Below are 17,737 nucleotides of genomic sequence, written 5' to 3' on the forward strand. Positions count from 1 at the left end.
TGAGTCAAAAATTTTCTTCTGCAAAAATCTTACTGAGGCAAACTGAACAAGAAATCAGACTGATGAGTGACAAATTATTCTGTGATCTGAAAACAGACACAGTATAAATAAGCTGTGAGTTAACCAACTTGGGATTTGAGATTTAAGGTTTTGGAATGATTGCATCCACTCTGGGGTGACAGCTTGGGGACTTGGGATTTTTGCTACCAACAGGAATCCGGCTTGAACCACAAGGAAAAATCCAAAACCTAAAATCTAAAATTCGGAGGGTCAAATAGTATGCTTTGCCAATACTGGGGTAAGCATGACAAAATGGCGTTGATATCCGTAAGTCCTGTTAAGATTTTCTCTTTAATTTGACAAAATACCAGAAACTTAGTATTAGCACCACGCAATTTGACAGGAAGCAGCTTTATCGTCAAGGTGTATAGAGGTTAGAAACTAATGGGGCGATTTGAGAAGCGACCAGACAACCCAAGAGTCAGAGGCGACATATCCAGAGCCGCAGAATCAGCTCTGTGGGCTGTCGTTGAGGATTTAGAAAGTATCCAACAAAGTTTACTTAAATCCTTGCAAGATGAAATTAAAAGATTGCAAGGCGAAAAAGAGCGTTTATCTGAGGAAATTAACCAATTAATTGAAGAAAAAGAACATTTACAAGAAGTTAGAAGGATTACAGAACAGCAGGTGTTAATCCGGCAGCTGTCAGAAGCTCTAGCTAAACACATTTGTTCTCAACTACAATCTTCTTTAGCGAAGATAGCTAGCCAAACCGAAAGTCAAATTGCTGCGCTCAAGTCGGCTCAAGTGGTGAATTCTGAGAATAACAACTTAGAGCAAGCAGAAAAAATGCTGGGTAATCTAGACGATAACCTCACCATCACTTTTAATTCCTTACAACAAGAACTCAAAAATTATCAAAATAATCTCTCCCAACAGTTGTCGCGGATGTACAATCAGCAGCAGCAAGGGGAAACTATTCTAGAAGACTTTATTAATCAGCTGCGTAATGAACTCAGCCAGACTATTCAAGAAGCTTCACAACTAGCTGTTAAATCATCACTACCTACAGTCATACAACCTGCGGAAGTCCCATCTTCTAATGCGAATCCTGTCGTTAACTTATCTCCTCCCACAGTCATCCAACCTGCGGAAGTTCCATCAAATACAGCTTTACAAACTTCTCAAACAGTAGAGCAGGTTTCTTCCCAACCGATAGAACCGCAACAATCTGTAACTGCTCCCTCCGCACCATTTATTATTCCTCCACCTGCACAACAACCTGTTAAATCGACAGTTACACCACCCAGCGAAGTCAAATCTCCACCAGAACCGATTTCTGTGTTGCAGCCAGAAATCTCTGTACCAGAGATCACCCCTACAGAAATTTCATCTTTGCAGCCACCAGAACCGATTTCTGTGTTGCAGCCGTCAATACCTGAGACTCAGATTACATCCCCACCGCCAGAAAAACTGCCAGAACCCGTTGCAGTCACTCAACCCAAACCCCCATCCAATCAGGAAAAGGCTCAAGAACCGATTTCTGTACTGCAAACAGATGTTCCAGCTAAGGAAAATCCGGCTCCAGTAGTTAGACCATCATCAAAACGGGTATCTTCGCCGCCTCCAACTAGATCCCGTCGTTCTTCTAATTTATCTACAGTTCAGATTGGCTTTTTACTAATAGTTGCGTCGGCTGTGATGTCATCACTGTACAACGTTGCTATCAAGGGGATGTTTTATAAAACCTCTCAAACCTCGGCTGTCTTGGAAATTGCTGGCTTAATTGCGCCGACAGTGGGAAATATTATGTTAATTCTCACTTTGCGCTTGATGGTGGTAGTACCATTGATGATGCTGTTAGCTCCTATGATGCACCCCCAAGTCTGGGAGGACTTACAAACCCTCAAGCAATCTTTCGGGAAAAACTCTGGTTCTCCCCGCAGTAGGCGACAAAGCGGTTTGCAATTAATTATCGCTAGTGGTTGCTTTTTGTTTTTATCCCAGGTTTTGATTTACTTCGCCATTGGCCAAGTCGCTACGGGGACAGCGATCGCACTATTCTTTATTTATCCCGTCATTGTCAGCATTTTATCTTGGTTTCTGTTGCGCGATCGCCCCAGTGGTTTCCGCACTACCGCTTTAGGTGCAATCTTTGGCGGAGAATTACTGGTGTTTGGCGGTGCTTTCATTGCTAGCGGGATGAATAACAATAATTTACTAGGAGGGATCACGGCAATCTTAGCTGGAGTAGCTTTTGCTTGTTATTTACTCTTAACTAGAGCTTGTGCCACTAAAATACATCCCGTCTCTTTGACATTTGTTAATTTCGCCACCATGTTGGTTTTGAGTTTCATCTTTTTAATGTTGCCTTTACCCAGTAATTGGAGTCTTGCCGTTGATCCCTCTAAGGTACTAGAAATAGTTTTAAGTGCAGCGATTTTAGGAGTCTTGACGCTCGTTGGCTATGTGTGCAATCATCTGGGGGTCGGTAAGTTAGGCGCGCCGCGATCGGCAGTTATTGGTGCTGGTGTACCGATTTTGACCGTGATTTTTGCTGGCTTAGTCCTCCAAGAAACACTCAACATTGTCCAAGTTTTGGGCGTGTTATTTGTCACTTTTGGAGCAGCAGCCTTTAGCTTTGGTAAAGTGCGAAATCCTAACCCGTCCTCTGGGACAGAAAACTAATTCTCTGGTATTAACTATTGTGCTAATCCATAAATTTTGATACCAGAAATGTCATATCATTTTAGCGACCTAAAATTCCCAACATGATGCCTAAAATTCTTAGTGTTCATCTTTAACCAAAGAATTTATACCATTGATGGAGAAACTGGTTAATTAGATGGAAACCAAAAACCTGGAGCAGAAGCTAAAGCTGTGGCATGACATAGCATTCTACTCATGTCGCTATTGAGAAATTACCAACTAAGTCAGGCCAGTTAACATTCTTACTTTTTAGTATTATCATAGTCCCATAAATCTCAATGTCATTAAACTTTGATAATTGGATTTAGCAAATCCTTATCTAGTGCTGACCCAGTTTAAATATTAAAAAATAAAAGATTAAAAATAAATTAATTCACATAATTTTAATGCCATGATATCTGAAGATAGAATATTATGTTGTGAGCAAATAAACCGTATGGCGACAGTCGAAAGCTCTACCTAATCAAGTATCTGTGACTTTCCCTCTATGCAAGTAACTCACTTGCTACCAATCAGCAGGGATGCCGCATTTCATGGTAAGAAAAATCGCCCTACTTTTTAGACGTTCAGTAGGTTGCCAAGTGACTCTTTGAGAGTAACTACTCCTTGTTGTCTCTGAGAATATACCGATTAGCAAGTTTTTCCAGAGTCCGCACGTCACTGACAACCTGAAACGTTCTGGAACGGTAACTCCAGTAAATATATTCAATTAAGCTATCTTCCAAACTTGGTAGATAGCCAAAGTTGTTGGAAATAATTGTTACACAGAGTTACTAAATAAAGGGCAACAGAAAATCCGGATATAGCAGAAAGTCCTTGTAGGTTACTTATTAGAACCATATATTATATAGTTCGTTAGTGCCTGACAAAGATATCATGGGTAAATTCTGGCAGTTAAATCGCTATTTTTCGGTAAGATACAGAAATAACTCTCGTAGTCTCACGATTACTACTCTTACCGAACCACAGTATGGAGGAATGGGTAATTTGAATACAAATTATTAGTTACGAAACCCATAATATACATTCTGGCGCGGTGAGAACACCTGCCATTAGGTGTATTGCAATTACTTTTTTAAACTAACTTAGTGTGTATTCAACTATTTGTAATTTATGAGTAACGATATCGATCTGATCAAACGTCTTGGCCCCAGCGCGATGGATCAGATCATGCTATACCTGGCATTTAGTGCCATGCGGACAAGTGGGCATAGACACGGCGCATTCTTAGATGCAGCAGCTACCGCCGCTAAGTGTGCGATTTATATGACTTATCTAGAGCAAGGTCAAAATCTACGGATGACAGGCCATTTGCATCATCTAGAACCGAAACGAGTCAAAATTATCGTTGAGGAAGTCAGACAGGCTTTAATGGAAGGCAAACTGTTAAAGATGTTGGGTACACAAGAACCCCGCTATCTGATTCAGTTTCCCTATGTTTGGATGGAGAAGTTTCCTTGGCATCCTGGTAGATCCAGAATTCCGGGGACGAGTTTAACCAGTGAAGAAAAGAAACAAATTGAGCAGAAATTACCCAGTAATTTACCCGATGCTCAGTTAGTCACATCATTTGAGTTTGTCGAATTAATCGAATTTCTCCATAAGCGATCGCAAGAAGACTTGCCACCAGAACATCAAATGCCTTTGAGTGAGGCCTTAGGAGAGCATATCAAACGTCGTCTGCTCTACTCAGGCACGGTGACACGAATCGATTCACCTTGGGGAATGCCTTTTTACGCCCTGACTCGTCCCTTTTATGCTCCAGCTGACGACCAAGAGCGTACATACATCATGGTAGAAGATACTGCCCGATATTTTCGGATGATGAAAGATTGGGCAGAAAGAAGACCAAACGCCATGCGTGCTTTAGAGGAATTAGATATTCCGCCCGAAAGATGGGAAGAAGCCATGCAGGAATTAGATGAAATCATCCGAGCTTGGGCAGACAAATATCATCAATCTGGAGGTATCCCCATGATTTTACAGATGGTATTTGGCAGAAAAGAAGATTAATCACAAATCAAAAACAGTGATTTGTACAACCAACCTAACAATCAGTAACACCACAAAAACGTTCTTTAACATCACAAACGAGCATCTGCATAGCAGCTATAAATGAGATTTTGCTATCTTCAAAACAAGCAGGATCTCAGACTCTGGGATAAATTGGCTGAACTAGCAGATAGCTATCGTCTGTGCTAGATTTAAATTTTAACTATTTTGGTCGAGCAGAATTCGTCTCAGAAACCTGCAAAATCAATATATCAAATTGTCAGAATTTTTCGCTACACTCGGCTGACTTGATCTTGGGATTTTGGATTTGACATCTTGGATTGATCCCCAGCTATTAAATCAGGGGTTTGGCAGATTTTTCAATTTTTGCATCTTCACCTCAAAATCAGCCTGAGAAAATTCTGATCGGAGGAAACATCCGATCAAAACTTCCCGCAGAATTTAGTTTATAATACCAATTCTCCAAAATTAGGCAACAGATGCAGAGCTTGAAACCCAGATGATATCTGACTTTCTAAATTGCGAATTGCGAATTGCGAATTGCGAATTGGTATAAACTTAGATGCCTGGACTTTGAGGAACTGGTTGACCTTCAAAAGTGGAATTGGATTGTGTGTTTGGCTGAACTGGTGAAAATGAAGTCGGCGCAAAACCAGTCACGCGATCGCTACCATTAATACAAGTATTCAAAGCCTGACTAGGTGCAAGCTTCGTCTCAGCCCGCAAACCAACAACACACTCAGCAAAACGCACTGGTAGTAAACTGCGTCCGCAGTAGTTCAGCACATCTGGATTAATTGCTTCTTGAGTATTCTTACTAACTGAAACTACACAGGTAGCTAATTCCTTGGGTCGTCTGGCTCTGGTGCAGGTAGTTAAGGCATCATTAGCTCTAATTTCCGTGCGTTGATCAATAAACACCACACAAGCCGATAAGTCTGTGGGACGCAAAGCTTCAGCACAAGCTTGTGAAGCCGCTTGCTCACTTACGCCTACACCTAAAAGTCGGCCTGCACAGGCGCGATAATCATTATAAGTAGTAGCCATACTAGGGAAGCTCATCACTACAGAGCCGCCTATAGCTAATACTGGTGCGATCATCCGAATCATACGAGTTTTCCAGTCCATTTAGGATTTCCCCCCACTAACCTGCGTTCTGCACATTGCGATCGTCTGAACACTCAAAGTTATGCTAACTCAAATGTGCAACAAATCTTTGGCTAATCAGGCAAAACCAAAGAACAGGAAGAAAAATCTTTTATTTTGGGGACTGGGGACTGGGGACTGGGGATTGGGGATTGGGGATTGGTGAGACAAGGGAGACAAGGGAGACAAGGGAGGAGATAAGAAAAACTGTTCCCTGTTCCCTGTTCCCTGTTCTCTAATGACTGTTGACTGTTGACTATTGACTAAAAATTATTTTTGCAATTCTCAATAGCGAGTATTTATAATAGTATGTCTGGGTAAAATTTAAACAGGATTAGATTAAGGAAACTCATGTCCCGATATAGAGGGCCACGGCTTAGAATTGTACGTCGCTTAGGCGAATTGCCAGGATTAACTCGTAAGAGCGCAAGACGCGCTTATCCCCCAGGTCAGCATGGTCAGAACCGCAAGAAGCGTTCTGAATACGCTGTCCGTTTAGAAGAAAAACAAAAACTCCGTTGTAACTACGGTTTAACCGAAAAACAGTTACTACGTTATGTGCGGAAAGCTAGACGTGTAACCGGTTCTACCGGTCAAGTGCTACTGCAATTGCTAGAAATGCGCTTGGATAATACCGTTTTCCGCTTGGGTATGGCTCCCACCATCCCAGCTGCTAGACAGTTGGTCAGTCATGGTCACGTTACAATTAACGGTCGTGTAGTAAATATCCCCAGCTATCAAATTCGTCCTGGAGAAGTAATTGCGGTCAGAGACAGAGCGCAATCCCGGAAGTTGGTGGAAACGAATTTACAGTATCCCGGTTTGGCAAACCTTCCCAATCATTTGGAGTTTGATAAAAACAAACTGGAAGCTAAAGTAAACAGTGTTATTGAACGCGAATGGGTAGCTCTCCAAGTTAACGAACTGCTGGTTGTGGAATACTATTCCCGACAAGCCTAATATACTCCCATCGCCAACTGCAACAGCAGTGGCGTGGGTGCAAATTTGTCTACTCTGCTTTTCGTCATCTTGTAATCAAAATTTCAACGCTGATTGGCAATTTTGTGACACTGCTTTGTCAATTTAGCGGTTTTTTTATGTCTGTGCTTGGGATTTCTTTTCGTTGTTGGCGATTTTTAATGTGTGGGTGGGCTGTCTTAATTGCGAGAATACTGGAATTTTCAGGACTAAAGTCCTTACTACAAACTTTTTTACCCTGCAAATTTGAGATTTTTTTAGTATTGTGACAAACTGGCAGATGATTTTCCTCCCTGAGATGGTTGAAAATTAGCTGTGATTGAACGGTAATGTCGCTCAAAGGGATTTTTAGCCAGAAATTGAGGAACGAATAGAGATAAAGCTGACTCTAATGGAGATGCGATCGCTTGTTTGAAATGGTACTAATATTCGAGTCAGCTTATATACTCCCCAATAACTATGCAGTTAATTTTCTGGCTGGGTATAACTCATGTACAGATAGCTTCCGTGTTATCCACACCCATTAAAGACCCAGTACCCGTATTTTTAATGATTTTGGGGATTATGTTAATTGCCCCGCTATTATTTGAGAAAATTCGGCTACCAGGAATTGTAGGTTTAATTTTGGCAGGGGTGTTAGTCGGCCCTAATGGCTTGGGATTGTTGGCGCGGGACAGTACCATAGTCTTGTTAGGCACTGTGGGCTTATTATTTCTCATGTTCATGGCTGGTTTAGAAACTAGCTTAGATGACATGAAATACAACGCAGATAAGGCGGTAGTCTTCGGGCTAGCTACTTTTGCTGTACCGATGGCATTAGGTACAGTAGCCATGATGAGTATTGGTTATGGGGTTTTACCTGCAATTTTAGTGGCTTCCTGTTTTGCTTCCCATACCCTGCTAGCATTACCCATTGCCAGTAAATTAGGTATTATGCGTTCTCAAGTGTTGACTACTACGTTAGGCGGCACTTTAATTACTAATATTTTGGCACTGTTGGTGTTAGCTGTAGTAGTCAGAGCGCACCAAGGTAGTTTAACTTGGAGTTTTTGGTTATTTTTGATCCCAGCCTTGATAGTCTACACCTTTTTGACTTTATGGGGTGTACCCCGTATCGGTCAGTGGTTTTTCCAGAGATTTGGTCACGATGAAGGGGCGGAATTTACCTTTGTTTTGGCTACTTTGTTTGTGGTGTCCTTTGGGGCGGAATTGGTGCAGATTGAGCCAATTATTGGGGCATTTTTGGCGGGCGTAGCTATTACCCAACTGATTCCTCAACTTAGTCCGTTGATGAACCGCATTCAATTTATTGGTAATACCTTATTTGTTCCCTTCTTTTTGATTTCGGTGGGGATGCTGGTGAATCCTGGGATTTTGATTAAAGATCCGCGATCGCTGTTAGTATCTGGTGTGATGGTAGCCGTGGCTATTGTGGCTAAATATCTACCTGCTTGGGGTGCTGGTAAGTTATTTGGGATGGATTTTAACAATATCATGGTGATGTTTGGGCTATCGGTAGCACAAGCCGCATCAACCTTAGCAGCGATTACTGTTGCTTATAATATTAAGCTAGTCGATGAATTAACGGTGAATGGCACAATAGCCATGATTCTAGTTACCTGTATTGCTTCGCCTTGGGTAACGAATCAATGGGGACGCAAACTCAAACCAGAAGCTGTTAGTGTACAGAAATTAGCAGATGATCATATAGGTGATCGCGTTTTAATTCCGGTAGCTAACCCCAGTACAGAAGATAATCTCCTCAAATTAGCGATTATTCTCGCTAAATCAGCAAATGGAACGCTGTTACCACTCCATGTTTTAATCGAAGAAAATACCCCCATTTCCCCAGAAGCGAAAACCAGACAAAGCCAACTGTTATCCACAGCAGAAATGATTGCTCACGCAGCCGTGGCGAATGTTAAACCTATTGGGAGAATTGATGAATCTATTGATAAGGGTATCGCCCGTGTAGCGGAAGAAAAACAAGCTAGCGTTATTATTTGCGGTTGGAAAGGCTATTCTACTTATCAAGAAAACTTATTTGGTAGTGTGATAGACCGAATTGTGCAGCGTAGTAGTGTCCCCGTATTGGTATCGCGTTTTCCTTTACCTATTGAACACACCAAACGGGTATTTTTAGCATTCACCACCGAACAGACGCGAGAACATTCTTTTAACCAAAGTATTGAACTAGCCAAGAGTTTAGCCACAGAACTCAAAGCCACTCTTCAACTATTACAAGTTGTCTCAGCCAAGGGGAAAACAGGCGATTTACGTGATATTGAACTACCACCAGACACACCGATTCAACAAGTGCGAGGTAATTTCGTCCGACAAGTTTCACGATTACTCAAAACCAACGACTTACTGCTGTTAAATGGTGGAGTCAAACACAAAACCCAACTCATGGCACTATTTGGTAAAGCACCAGAAGCGATCGCTCATAATCACCCAGAAATTGCTATGATTATTGCTTACTTTCCACATTGAAAGGGTGTAAGGGTATAAGGGTGTAGGGGAAGACAATACCTAATTCTTACCCAGTCCCCAATCCCCAGTCCCCAATCCCCAATACCTATGATTTACCCCGTCATTTGGCAGAATAATTCAGTCATACTAATTGACCAAACCCGTTTACCCAATGAGTATGCTGTGGTGGAAATTCACCGTAGCGAAGATATGGCGAAGGCAATTAAAACGATGATTGTGCGGGGTGCGCCAGCCATAGGTGTGGCTGCGGCTTACGGGATGTATTTAGGGGCGCGGGAAATTGTCACTAGCGATCGCCAAGAATTTCTCACGCAATTAGAAAAAGTTGCTGATTTATTACGCGCTACTCGTCCTACGGCTGTAAATTTATTTTGGGCGATTACTCGAATGCTGCAAACTGCCCAAACCACCCCAGGAACGGTAGAAGACATTAAACAGGTTTTACTCCAAACCGCCCAAGCCATTAACGCGGAAGATGTACAAACTTGTCAGGCGATGGGGGATCATGGGTTGCAAGTATTACCCAAAACACCCGAAAAGCTGACAATCCTGACTCATTGTAATGCTGGGGCTTTGGCTACTGCTGGTTACGGTACAGCTTTGGGTGTAGTGCGTTCTGCTTGGCGTGAGGGACGTTTAGCGCGGTTGTTTGCGGATGAAACCCGTCCCCGCTTACAAGGTGCAAAACTTACAGCTTGGGAAGCTGTGCAAGAAGGTATTCCCGTAACTGTAATTACTGATAATATGGCAGCCCATTGTATGCAGCGAGGTTTAATTCATGCTGTGGTTGTCGGTGCAGATCGGATTGCCGCTAATGGTGACACTGCAAATAAAATAGGCACTTATAGTTTAGCGATCGTTGCTAAAGCCCACAATATTCCTTTTTTTGTAGCAGCACCCCTGTCTACAATTGATTTTGAGTTATCGAATGGGAGTCAAATTCCCATTGAGGAACGTCACCCAGAGGAAATTTATCAAGTTGGTGATACCATCCTCACACCATCTGGAGTGGAATTTTATAACCCTGCTTTTGATGTCACACCAGCCGATTTAATTACCGCCATCATCACAGAAAATGGTGCATTTGCTCCCTATGAATTGAGCAATGCCAAGATTAGATAGGAAAGAGAAAAATTTGAGATTTTTTGTTTTTATCTAATCAGGGTTTTGCTTAATCATTAAAATAAATATTTGTAAATATATATTGACATTATCATTTGTTTTCTAGACAACCGGATCTAGAAGATATAATTTGTCCTACAAATATTTATGAATAAATTAATTATTGCTATTTCTGTAATTTCTACATTGGCAATTAGTGGTTGCAATGTGGAGATTAATCATAATGTACAGGCGACTCCTAGCACTCAAGCAACACCAGAAATAACACCAAGTCCTACTCAAGAAAGTAGTACGCCAGAGAATACTGTCATAGCTACAGAAACACCTGAAAGTGGTGAACCTAATGATAGTCCCACGGAAGCTGAGAATTCACAGCCAGAAGTTGGAACGGTGAAAGAGTTAGTCAATGGTGATTTGAAATGTTATGTCACTTTAATAGATGAAAATGGTACAGAACATAATGTAGGTGCAACTTTTGAAATTTGTGCAGAAGAAAGCCAATTTTTAAATCAAAAAGTTCGTGCTACCTATGAAGTTGTGAAAGTCAATGATTGTGAAAGTGCTGAACCTTGTGGTAAAACTCGTGATGAGTCTTTAATTACCAAAATGGAAATTTTAGATAATTCATCAGACAATGAATCTGATAATCAGTGAAATAAGTAGAACAGGGTAAATAATTAAAGGTTTGTAGTGAGAACTTTAGTCCTTACTACGAACTGAATTCTAGTATTGACAAATCAAATGATTTTTATAGGAAACAATTAAGTTGTTTTTGTGTTTTTAATAGAATATGCTGTGCCGTACCAGTTTTGGCAGCTTTCTTTAACCAATGTTTAATCTCATGATCATTACCTAAGAAATGATCTGCTTTCGCTATATAGCAACAACTGTACGCCATATCAGTGAGATCATTACCTTCTTCTGTTAAAGGTAAAAGCATTTCTTTACCTTCGCTGTATCTACCTAATTCTATTAAAATCGCTCCTCTAGTTCCTTGAATAGTTTTAATATCACTAGCTAGTGATAATGCTTGAGCAGACCATTTATCAGCTTTTTGAAGGTATTGTGTTTGTTCATGATCAATCACAAACGTAACTAAAATGTCAAGGATATAAAGTTGATCTCTAATGATGAGATGATCATTCATTAAAATTTGCTCAAATAATTGCATCGCTTGGTCAAAATTACGTTTTTGCAATTCTGCCATAGCTTTATATAATATATGTAATGTTTTTAAATCGTTATTAAAAAATTCAGTTGCATTATCATCTCCATTTTTTGTATATCTGGCTAAACCTAACTTCTTCTGAAGAAATTGCTCATTAGTTTTAGTTAAAGCATCTAACACTTGTTTACCATCAGTTGGGTGACTTTTTCCGTATATATTGGATTCATATGGCAAAAGATTGCCAGTAAATAAAAAAAGCTCATATACACCTAAAAAAGCTGCTGGATTGTATTCATTAAAAATTTGGTTGCCGTATTTGCCAAAAACCATAATGAATATAAACAATAAACCATTCATCATTGGCCCGGCTAAATACATAAATATCAACTTAGGCTTCATGTTTTCTAAGCTTAAGTTGGAGGTATAGGTGATACCACCACTGGGAACCAGACAAAATTCTATTTTGGATTCTAAAAATTTGAAGTCTAATATCCTCTGACCACTGCCGATTTTGACAAAATGGGGATTAAAACCCACTATTTTAGCTGCCATAAAATGCCCCATTTTATGGCAAAATATGGAGAAATATAACCATATGCCAATAAGTAATAATTCCATTTAAAATACACCATAGTCTTCACTTATTAGTATTCCCAGCTAGTTAATTATTTTTTTAAGTGAAAATACGAAAAAATTCCAATCTAAGCTCAATCAATATTATTGAACCAGCAGCTAAGACAAACATTAGTTAATAATAAAATGCTGTTCCAACAGGGGAAATTCTCATGTATCCTGGTCAAACACACGTAAATTTCTATTTATGGTTCAGCAAACTTATATAACTGATGTCTTAGTTGTTGGTGGTGGAACTGGCGGGACGGCTGCGGCTATCCAAGCGGCGCGTCGCGGTGCTAAGACTATCCTGGTGAGTGAATTTCCTTGGTTGGGAGGAATGTTAACTGCTGCTGGAGTATCCGCACCTGATGGAAATGAATTAGTGGCGTTTCAAACAGGAATATGGGGAGCATTTTTACAAGAATTACAACAACGACAACCAGGGGGATTAAATAACAGTTGGGTGAGCTTTTTTAGTTATGATCCTCGTATTGGAGCAGAAATTTTTGCTGATTGGGTGAAAGAGTTAGCAAATCTGCAATGGATTTCTGGAGAAGTACCCCTAGAGGTATTCAAGCAAGATAATTGTGTTACTGGTGTGCGGTTTGCAGATTTTACTGTTGAAGCCAAAGTGATTCTTGATGGGACGGAGTTAGGAGATTTACTGGCTTTAGCAGATATACCTCACCGTTGGGGTTGGGAATTACAGTCGGAGTGGGAAGAACCCAGCGCACCTGTTGAATTTAACGCCATTACTGCTAAATATCCTGTACAGTCGCCGACTTGGGTTGTCTTAATGCAAGATTTTGGCGCAGATGTTGCACCAGAAATTCCCCCAGCCCCAAATTATGAGCCTGCTTTGTTTGCCGGTGCTTGGGAAAAATACGGTGCAGAGAAATTCTTGAACTATGGTCGCTTGCCGGGTAATCTATTTATGATTAACTGGCCTATCTGTGGTAATGACTACGGTGAAGGGGTAGGAAGATTAATTGAGTCAGCACAAAATAAGAGTGAATTTTTACAGGAATGTCGTTGGCATAGCCAAAATTTCGCCCATTTTATTCAAAATCAGCTTGGTAGACGTTACGGTTTAGCAGAGCAAGTTTTTCCTCATATTCATTCGGCTTTTGCTTTGCATCCTTATTATAGAGAGAGCCGACGCTTGGTAGGAGTGACGACGGTGAAAGAACAAGAAATTCTACCAATTACAGGGGGTAGAGTAGCAGAATTATTCCCTGATAGTATTGCGATCGCAAACTACGCTAATGACCATCATTATCCCGGTTTTGACTTACCACTACAACCAAAATCTATCCGTTGGGGAGGACGCTGGACTGGCACACCCTTTACTATTCCCTACCGTTGTCTCGTTCCAGCCACTACAGATGGTTTATTAGTTTGTGAAAAAAATATTTCTGTCTCTCACATCGCTAATGGCGCAACGAGATTACAGCCTGTGGTTTTGGGTATCGGCCAAGCCGCAGGGATGGCGGCGGCGATGTGTGTAGAGTTAAATTGTCAGCCACGGGATTTACCCATCAAAGCTTTACAGGAAGCATTATTACAGGATCAGCACGCCCCCTCTGCTATTGTTCCTTTATTTAATCTTGTCCCGCAGCATCCCCAATGGCTGCAATGGCAAACCCATTATCTCCATGAACCCCAAGCCTATCCTCATAGTGGCGACTGCCCCTCTTCATCAGTCGATAATTACTATCATTCAGAGTCCTACCTCGTATTAACACGGAGTGCAGACTGCTTTACAGGGATTTTCCAAATAGCAAATCAGCAAGATTACCGTTTTACGATAACTTCTCCACCTGCTAATGTGGGGCAAAATTGGCAACTTGTTACCAGGCGATCGCATATAGACGCGCAACTGCAAGAATTAACTCATCAACAACGCATCACTATTTGGGGACATCTGAATCAAGCTGGTAACTGGTTATTAGTAGAGAGCCTGGAATTATATCCCAGCTAAAAATTTTTTCAGTAAAAAGGACTACTTTTTTTTAGAATTTTCCGGACTCTTTGCAAAAACCTCAGTAGCAGTAAATAAGAAAGTTCACAGAGAGAATTTTAAAATGCGTGCTGCTGTTCCACTTTTAATCTCCAGTTTGGTAGTTGTTTCCCTGAGTTTTGATGTATCGCAGATGACAAACACCAATTTTTTTGCTTCATTTGCAACTACACAGAATGTTGTCTCCCTACACAAGAAACCTAAGCGCAACCAACCAGAAGATTCTGCACCTAACCGTGGTAGTGGCAGAAGAGATATCATGAGGTCTCAGTTTAATAACTACTTCCGTGTGTAGTATTCAGTCACTATGGCGTTTGCGCTCCCGGTTTCTGTTCAATAAAAAACACACTCAACACTATTGAATTCTTTTAATAGAATCTTTTGCAAGAAGACAATCTTTAAAATTTTGGTTTAATCACCAATTCACAACTAATTAGTCTAATTGACAGCATCACCAACCTTCAGAGCATTGATACATCAGGCTCGGTGTTATTTCCAGGGTGTCATCCGAATTGAAAATTGCTCGATTTGCAATTTCTACACAAACTTTTTTAATAATTAGAGTTACACGAACTTCAACCCTAATTACATAAAAAATAATTTCCATCAAAAGGCAGAGGAGATAAAGAAATCTACAAATCATCTTTATCCCTCTGCCAAAAATTTTAATTATTTACCCTATTCTAATTACTTGCTACTTTGAGATTGATTTTCTCTTTTCTGCACACCATTAATAAACATTGGGACAAACTTATTAAAGAATGCTTCAGGATCACGTTGCCATGCTCTTTGTGCCGCTTGAATTCTGGTAAATTGTAGGTTTGGTGCTAATAAAGTTTGTGGCAAGCGTTCCATGAAATATTGGGGACGCTCCCATACTGGCATTGTATTGGCGATTTCCACTAGGTTAGCAACTCGTCTGAGTTCCGCACCCAAAGTAATATCCATCCCTGACTCAAAGGCTGCTTGCTCAATGGCGGCGTATTTGCGTTTAGCTTGCTCCACTTTTTGGCGGTGTTCAGGACTCTTATCTGCTATCTGTGCTAGCCAACGATTACCCCAACGGACGTGTCCCGCTTCTTCTGGCAGAATTTTCTCAATGGTTTCGCGAATTTTAATATTTTCTGCTGTTTGAGGTGCTTGTTTCAGAGCATAAATATGAGCCGAAAAATACTCACAACCCCTTTTTTCGGTGACATTGATAGCTGCAATAGCAGAAATGAGGAAACTATCTAGGTCTTGAGCAGGATCATACTGTTCACTGTCTAGTAGCCTCTCAAATTCTTCTATGTAAGAAGAACCAGGGGGTGTACCGACATTTGCGCCTAAGTCTACTAGTAAATCAGTTAACCACATAGCATGACGAGCTTCATCAGCGATGTGATGGGATAAATCTCGAATCAGTTCCGGTGGTTTACCGTTGAGTCTTTCAATTACGTCTGTTAGGTCTTTACAGCTACGCTGCTCATTATAACGATAACGGTTCAGGGTAATCAGGTGCATCTCGCGATCGCTCACTACCTGCTTGAGTACGTCCCGCGCACTTAATGTATTCTGGAATTTCCGTGGATAAGCTACTGTCATGATTTCAGGGCAATTTTCTTAACTGTGTTGGATGTTAGAACGTAACATTTCTTCACAATAGGGATTTTAAACTAATTTCCTATTTTAAATTTTTTCTCAAGAGAATAAACCTTAACTTGATTCAAGCCAGCTAAAGAAGGGCTGATGTAGTAGTAAATCTTCATTTAGTCATGGAATATTGATATTTTGTCCTGAAATTATGTAAACAAACGTAACGACTAGATCATCTAGCTATGGATAAGTATTTCTTACAGTCTTGACTAAATATGAATTTTAGCAGTAACTCAAGCCGGAAAACCTAGTCAGCAAAATTACACAAATGTCAAAAAATATAACAAAAACACTATTTGGTAGTTTATGTTACAGAATTTTTGCTAATCTGATTAATAGAGAGGAATACAAATTAATCCAATATTTCTAAATCCATAGGGAGCCTGTGTTATGTCTATTCAAGAAAAATCTCGCGCGATTATGATACGTCAATATCAGCAAGTTAAGAATCGTCAACAATCGATGTTGATGCGCGCCGCACAAGAACTCGGTCTTCCTGCTGAAGAAATATCCCACTACTGGAATCCCATCCAAGGGAAGATTGACCCAACAACCAGAGCAATTTACGGTCGTAGTAATGCGTCGATGAGCTAGATTTTAAAAATGGTCTATATTTCAATCAAAGGAACTAATTTAAATCTCGGTTGGAATTAGTTCCTTTATTTATCAGTGGCTAAGTGGGAGACAAAGCAAAGATTGTCGCTGAATCGCTAAACCACTATAGCCTTTCTGACTCTTGTGAAATACAAATAACAATAGTTAAAGCGCAGATAAATTTGTACCTCAGCAGACGAGGAAACGGCATAATGTGCGATCGCTAACTTTGTCAACGATAATAGAAGTTAAAGTCTGTAGTTGCGATCGCTAATAGTTTTAATAATCTGTACGAATTGTAATAAGTTTTCCTTAACTTATTTAAAGACCTATGGAAAATTGAAATTTGAGGATATTCTAAAGTCCGTTGTTTTTCAAAATATTCAGCTTTCTCTAATAAATTAGACTGGTCATTTTTAATTGTCTGCAACTCTAATTTGTCCTTAAAGAAAACAATCTCATCCATTGCATCTCGTCTAATTGGGAAGCCAACTTTGGCTGCGGCTAAACCCATTGTATGTCCTTCGCCTCTACAAAAACCTCTAATTTCAAAATAGGGTGCTATTTTATCCCAATATTTGAGAAAATCTAGTTCCAGTCCTGAATCTCGTGTAACAACAAACAAACATTCATGGATAAAACTAATATCCTCTATTCTCAGATTTAATTTTTGGCATATCTTGCCTATAAGTCCCATTTCAAAAGGATTTTGATTGTGTTTAGTAATATCTTCCCAGACAATTTTTGCTGTGATGCCTGGTTGCCATTGTTTGTCTAAAGGAATAGGGGCAAGTATTCGCATATCTGCATCAATAAACAAACAGGAATTAAACAGCGATAAAGCCTTCTCCAGAACAAACCGCTTATCATGGTAACAACCAAGGCTAACTTGATGATGTTTAAATGCTAAGACATTACTTTGTTCTTGAAAATATTCAGGAACATCTGTCAAAACAACCAAAGAAAGTCCAGGGGAATGTTTCTCTATGTCTTTGGCTAGTTCTAATGCTAGCGCGCAGTAATTTCTCCCCAGTGCCATAGTACAGCAGCAAAATGTATTGTTATGGTTCATAGTCTTAGGCAAATATTGGGAAATGATAAAAAGAGATTATAAGCTAGCACATATAATCACAGACTTTTAATGTCAATCACCAACAAAATGCTTATATAGGAACCCGACTGGATTATTGAAACGACTTGCGTAGGTAGGGAACAGGGAACAGGGAACAGGGAACAGGAAAGAA

The 17,737-nt window shown here is 40.3% G+C and carries 13 protein-coding genes; 9 read left to right on the plus strand and 4 right to left on the minus strand.

From position 1 onward, the window contains the following. Nucleotides 1-444 precede the first annotated feature (444 nt). Together ACQFX9_RS10340 and hetR are read left to right on the plus strand one after the other, a co-directional pair. Entirely contained in the window at nt 445-2,688 is a 2,244-nt protein-coding gene (locus ACQFX9_RS10340) for an EamA family transporter (RefSeq protein ID WP_427161928.1), read from the plus strand. 1,134 nt (nt 2,689-3,822) lie between these two features. Beyond that, nucleotides 3,823-4,722 carry a heterocyst differentiation master regulator HetR gene (gene hetR / locus ACQFX9_RS10345; protein ID WP_103139735.1) on the plus strand — a complete coding sequence of 300 codons (900 nt, stop codon included), beginning with the start codon at nt 3,823-3,825 and terminating at the stop codon, nt 4,720-4,722. Nucleotides 4,723-5,280: 558 nt separating this feature from the next. On the opposite strand, the gene ACQFX9_RS10350 is transcribed toward hetR, so the two are convergent. Next, entirely contained in the window at nt 5,281-5,850 is a 570-nt protein-coding gene (locus ACQFX9_RS10350) for a hypothetical protein (RefSeq protein ID WP_427161929.1), read from the minus strand. Between the two features lie 369 nt (nt 5,851-6,219). Here ACQFX9_RS10350 and rpsD point away from each other — a divergent pair, with 369 nt between their 5' ends. From rpsD to ACQFX9_RS10370, 4 genes are all read left to right on the plus strand, one after another. Next, nucleotides 6,220-6,828 (plus strand): 30S ribosomal protein S4, encoded by a 609-nt coding sequence (rpsD, locus tag ACQFX9_RS10355; RefSeq protein WP_236144901.1) that lies wholly within the window; start codon nt 6,220-6,222, stop codon nt 6,826-6,828. A 477-nt stretch (nt 6,829-7,305) separates the two neighbouring features. Next, a complete protein-coding gene (locus ACQFX9_RS10360; RefSeq protein ID WP_427161930.1) occupies nt 7,306-9,339 on the plus strand; it encodes a cation:proton antiporter in 2,034 nt (677 codons plus the stop codon). Nucleotides 9,340-9,426: 87 nt separating this feature from the next. After that, nucleotides 9,427-10,461, plus strand: coding sequence for an S-methyl-5-thioribose-1-phosphate isomerase (gene mtnA / locus ACQFX9_RS10365; protein ID WP_427161931.1), 1,035 nt, complete (start codon nt 9,427-9,429; stop codon nt 10,459-10,461). Nucleotides 10,462-10,608: 147 nt separating this feature from the next. Beyond that, nucleotides 10,609-11,115: a hypothetical protein gene (locus ACQFX9_RS10370; protein WP_427161932.1), complete on the plus strand. Its 507-nt coding sequence runs from the start codon at nt 10,609-10,611 to the stop codon at nt 11,113-11,115. Between the two features lie 94 nt (nt 11,116-11,209). Here the strand turns inward: ACQFX9_RS10370 and ACQFX9_RS10375 are convergent, their stop codons facing one another. Beyond that, nucleotides 11,210-12,247 carry a site-2 protease family protein gene (locus ACQFX9_RS10375; protein ID WP_427161933.1) on the minus strand — a complete coding sequence of 346 codons (1,038 nt, stop codon included), beginning with the start codon at nt 12,245-12,247 and terminating at the stop codon, nt 11,210-11,212. 202 nt (nt 12,248-12,449) lie between these two features. On the opposite strand from ACQFX9_RS10375, the gene ACQFX9_RS10380 reads away from it, so the two are divergent. Continuing rightward, entirely contained in the window at nt 12,450-14,225 is a 1,776-nt protein-coding gene (locus tag ACQFX9_RS10380; RefSeq protein ID WP_427161934.1) for an FAD-dependent oxidoreductase, read from the plus strand. Between the two features lie 103 nt (nt 14,226-14,328). Continuing rightward, nucleotides 14,329-14,559 (plus strand): heterocyst-inhibiting protein PatX, encoded by a 231-nt coding sequence (gene patX / locus ACQFX9_RS10385; protein WP_236145243.1) that lies wholly within the window; start codon nt 14,329-14,331, stop codon nt 14,557-14,559. Nucleotides 14,560-14,951: 392 nt separating this feature from the next. On the opposite strand, the gene ACQFX9_RS10390 is transcribed toward patX, so the two are convergent. Further along, entirely contained in the window at nt 14,952-15,848 is an 897-nt protein-coding gene (locus tag ACQFX9_RS10390) for a ferritin-like domain-containing protein (protein WP_427161935.1), read from the minus strand. A 441-nt stretch (nt 15,849-16,289) separates the two neighbouring features. Here ACQFX9_RS10390 and ACQFX9_RS10395 point away from each other — a divergent pair, with 441 nt between their 5' ends. Further along, entirely contained in the window at nt 16,290-16,493 is a 204-nt protein-coding gene (locus tag ACQFX9_RS10395; RefSeq protein ID WP_427161936.1) for a hypothetical protein, read from the plus strand. Between the two features lie 232 nt (nt 16,494-16,725). On the opposite strand, the gene ACQFX9_RS10400 is transcribed toward ACQFX9_RS10395, so the two are convergent. Beyond that, complete coding sequence (locus tag ACQFX9_RS10400; RefSeq protein WP_427161937.1) at nt 16,726-17,565, minus strand: hypothetical protein; 840 nt, start codon at nt 17,563-17,565, stop codon at nt 16,726-16,728. Nucleotides 17,566-17,737: the final 172 nt, after the last annotated feature.

The organism is Aliinostoc sp. HNIBRCY26 (assembly GCF_050235535.1).
Taxonomy (GTDB): Bacteria; Cyanobacteriota; Cyanobacteriia; order Cyanobacteriales; family Nostocaceae; genus Trichormus.

Coding starts and splice junctions, on each gene's coding strand:
- ACQFX9_RS10340 (WP_427161928.1), top strand. CDS start 445: ATGGGGCGATTTGAGAAGCGACCAGACAACCCAAGAGTCAGAGGCGAC.
- hetR (WP_103139735.1), top strand. CDS start 3,823: ATGAGTAACGATATCGATCTGATCAAACGTCTTGGCCCCAGCGCGATG.
- ACQFX9_RS10350 (WP_427161929.1), bottom strand. CDS start 5,850: ATGGACTGGAAAACTCGTATGATTCGGATGATCGCACCAGTATTAGCT.
- rpsD (WP_236144901.1), top strand. CDS start 6,220: ATGTCCCGATATAGAGGGCCACGGCTTAGAATTGTACGTCGCTTAGGC.
- ACQFX9_RS10360 (WP_427161930.1), top strand. CDS start 7,306: ATGCAGTTAATTTTCTGGCTGGGTATAACTCATGTACAGATAGCTTCC.
- mtnA (WP_427161931.1), top strand. CDS start 9,427: ATGATTTACCCCGTCATTTGGCAGAATAATTCAGTCATACTAATTGAC.
- ACQFX9_RS10370 (WP_427161932.1), top strand. CDS start 10,609: ATGAATAAATTAATTATTGCTATTTCTGTAATTTCTACATTGGCAATT.
- ACQFX9_RS10375 (WP_427161933.1), bottom strand. CDS start 12,247: ATGGAATTATTACTTATTGGCATATGGTTATATTTCTCCATATTTTGC.
- ACQFX9_RS10380 (WP_427161934.1), top strand. CDS start 12,450: ATGGTTCAGCAAACTTATATAACTGATGTCTTAGTTGTTGGTGGTGGA.
- patX (WP_236145243.1), top strand. CDS start 14,329: ATGCGTGCTGCTGTTCCACTTTTAATCTCCAGTTTGGTAGTTGTTTCC.
- ACQFX9_RS10390 (WP_427161935.1), bottom strand. CDS start 15,848: ATGACAGTAGCTTATCCACGGAAATTCCAGAATACATTAAGTGCGCGG.
- ACQFX9_RS10395 (WP_427161936.1), top strand. CDS start 16,290: ATGTCTATTCAAGAAAAATCTCGCGCGATTATGATACGTCAATATCAG.
- ACQFX9_RS10400 (WP_427161937.1), bottom strand. CDS start 17,565: ATGAACCATAACAATACATTTTGCTGCTGTACTATGGCACTGGGGAGA.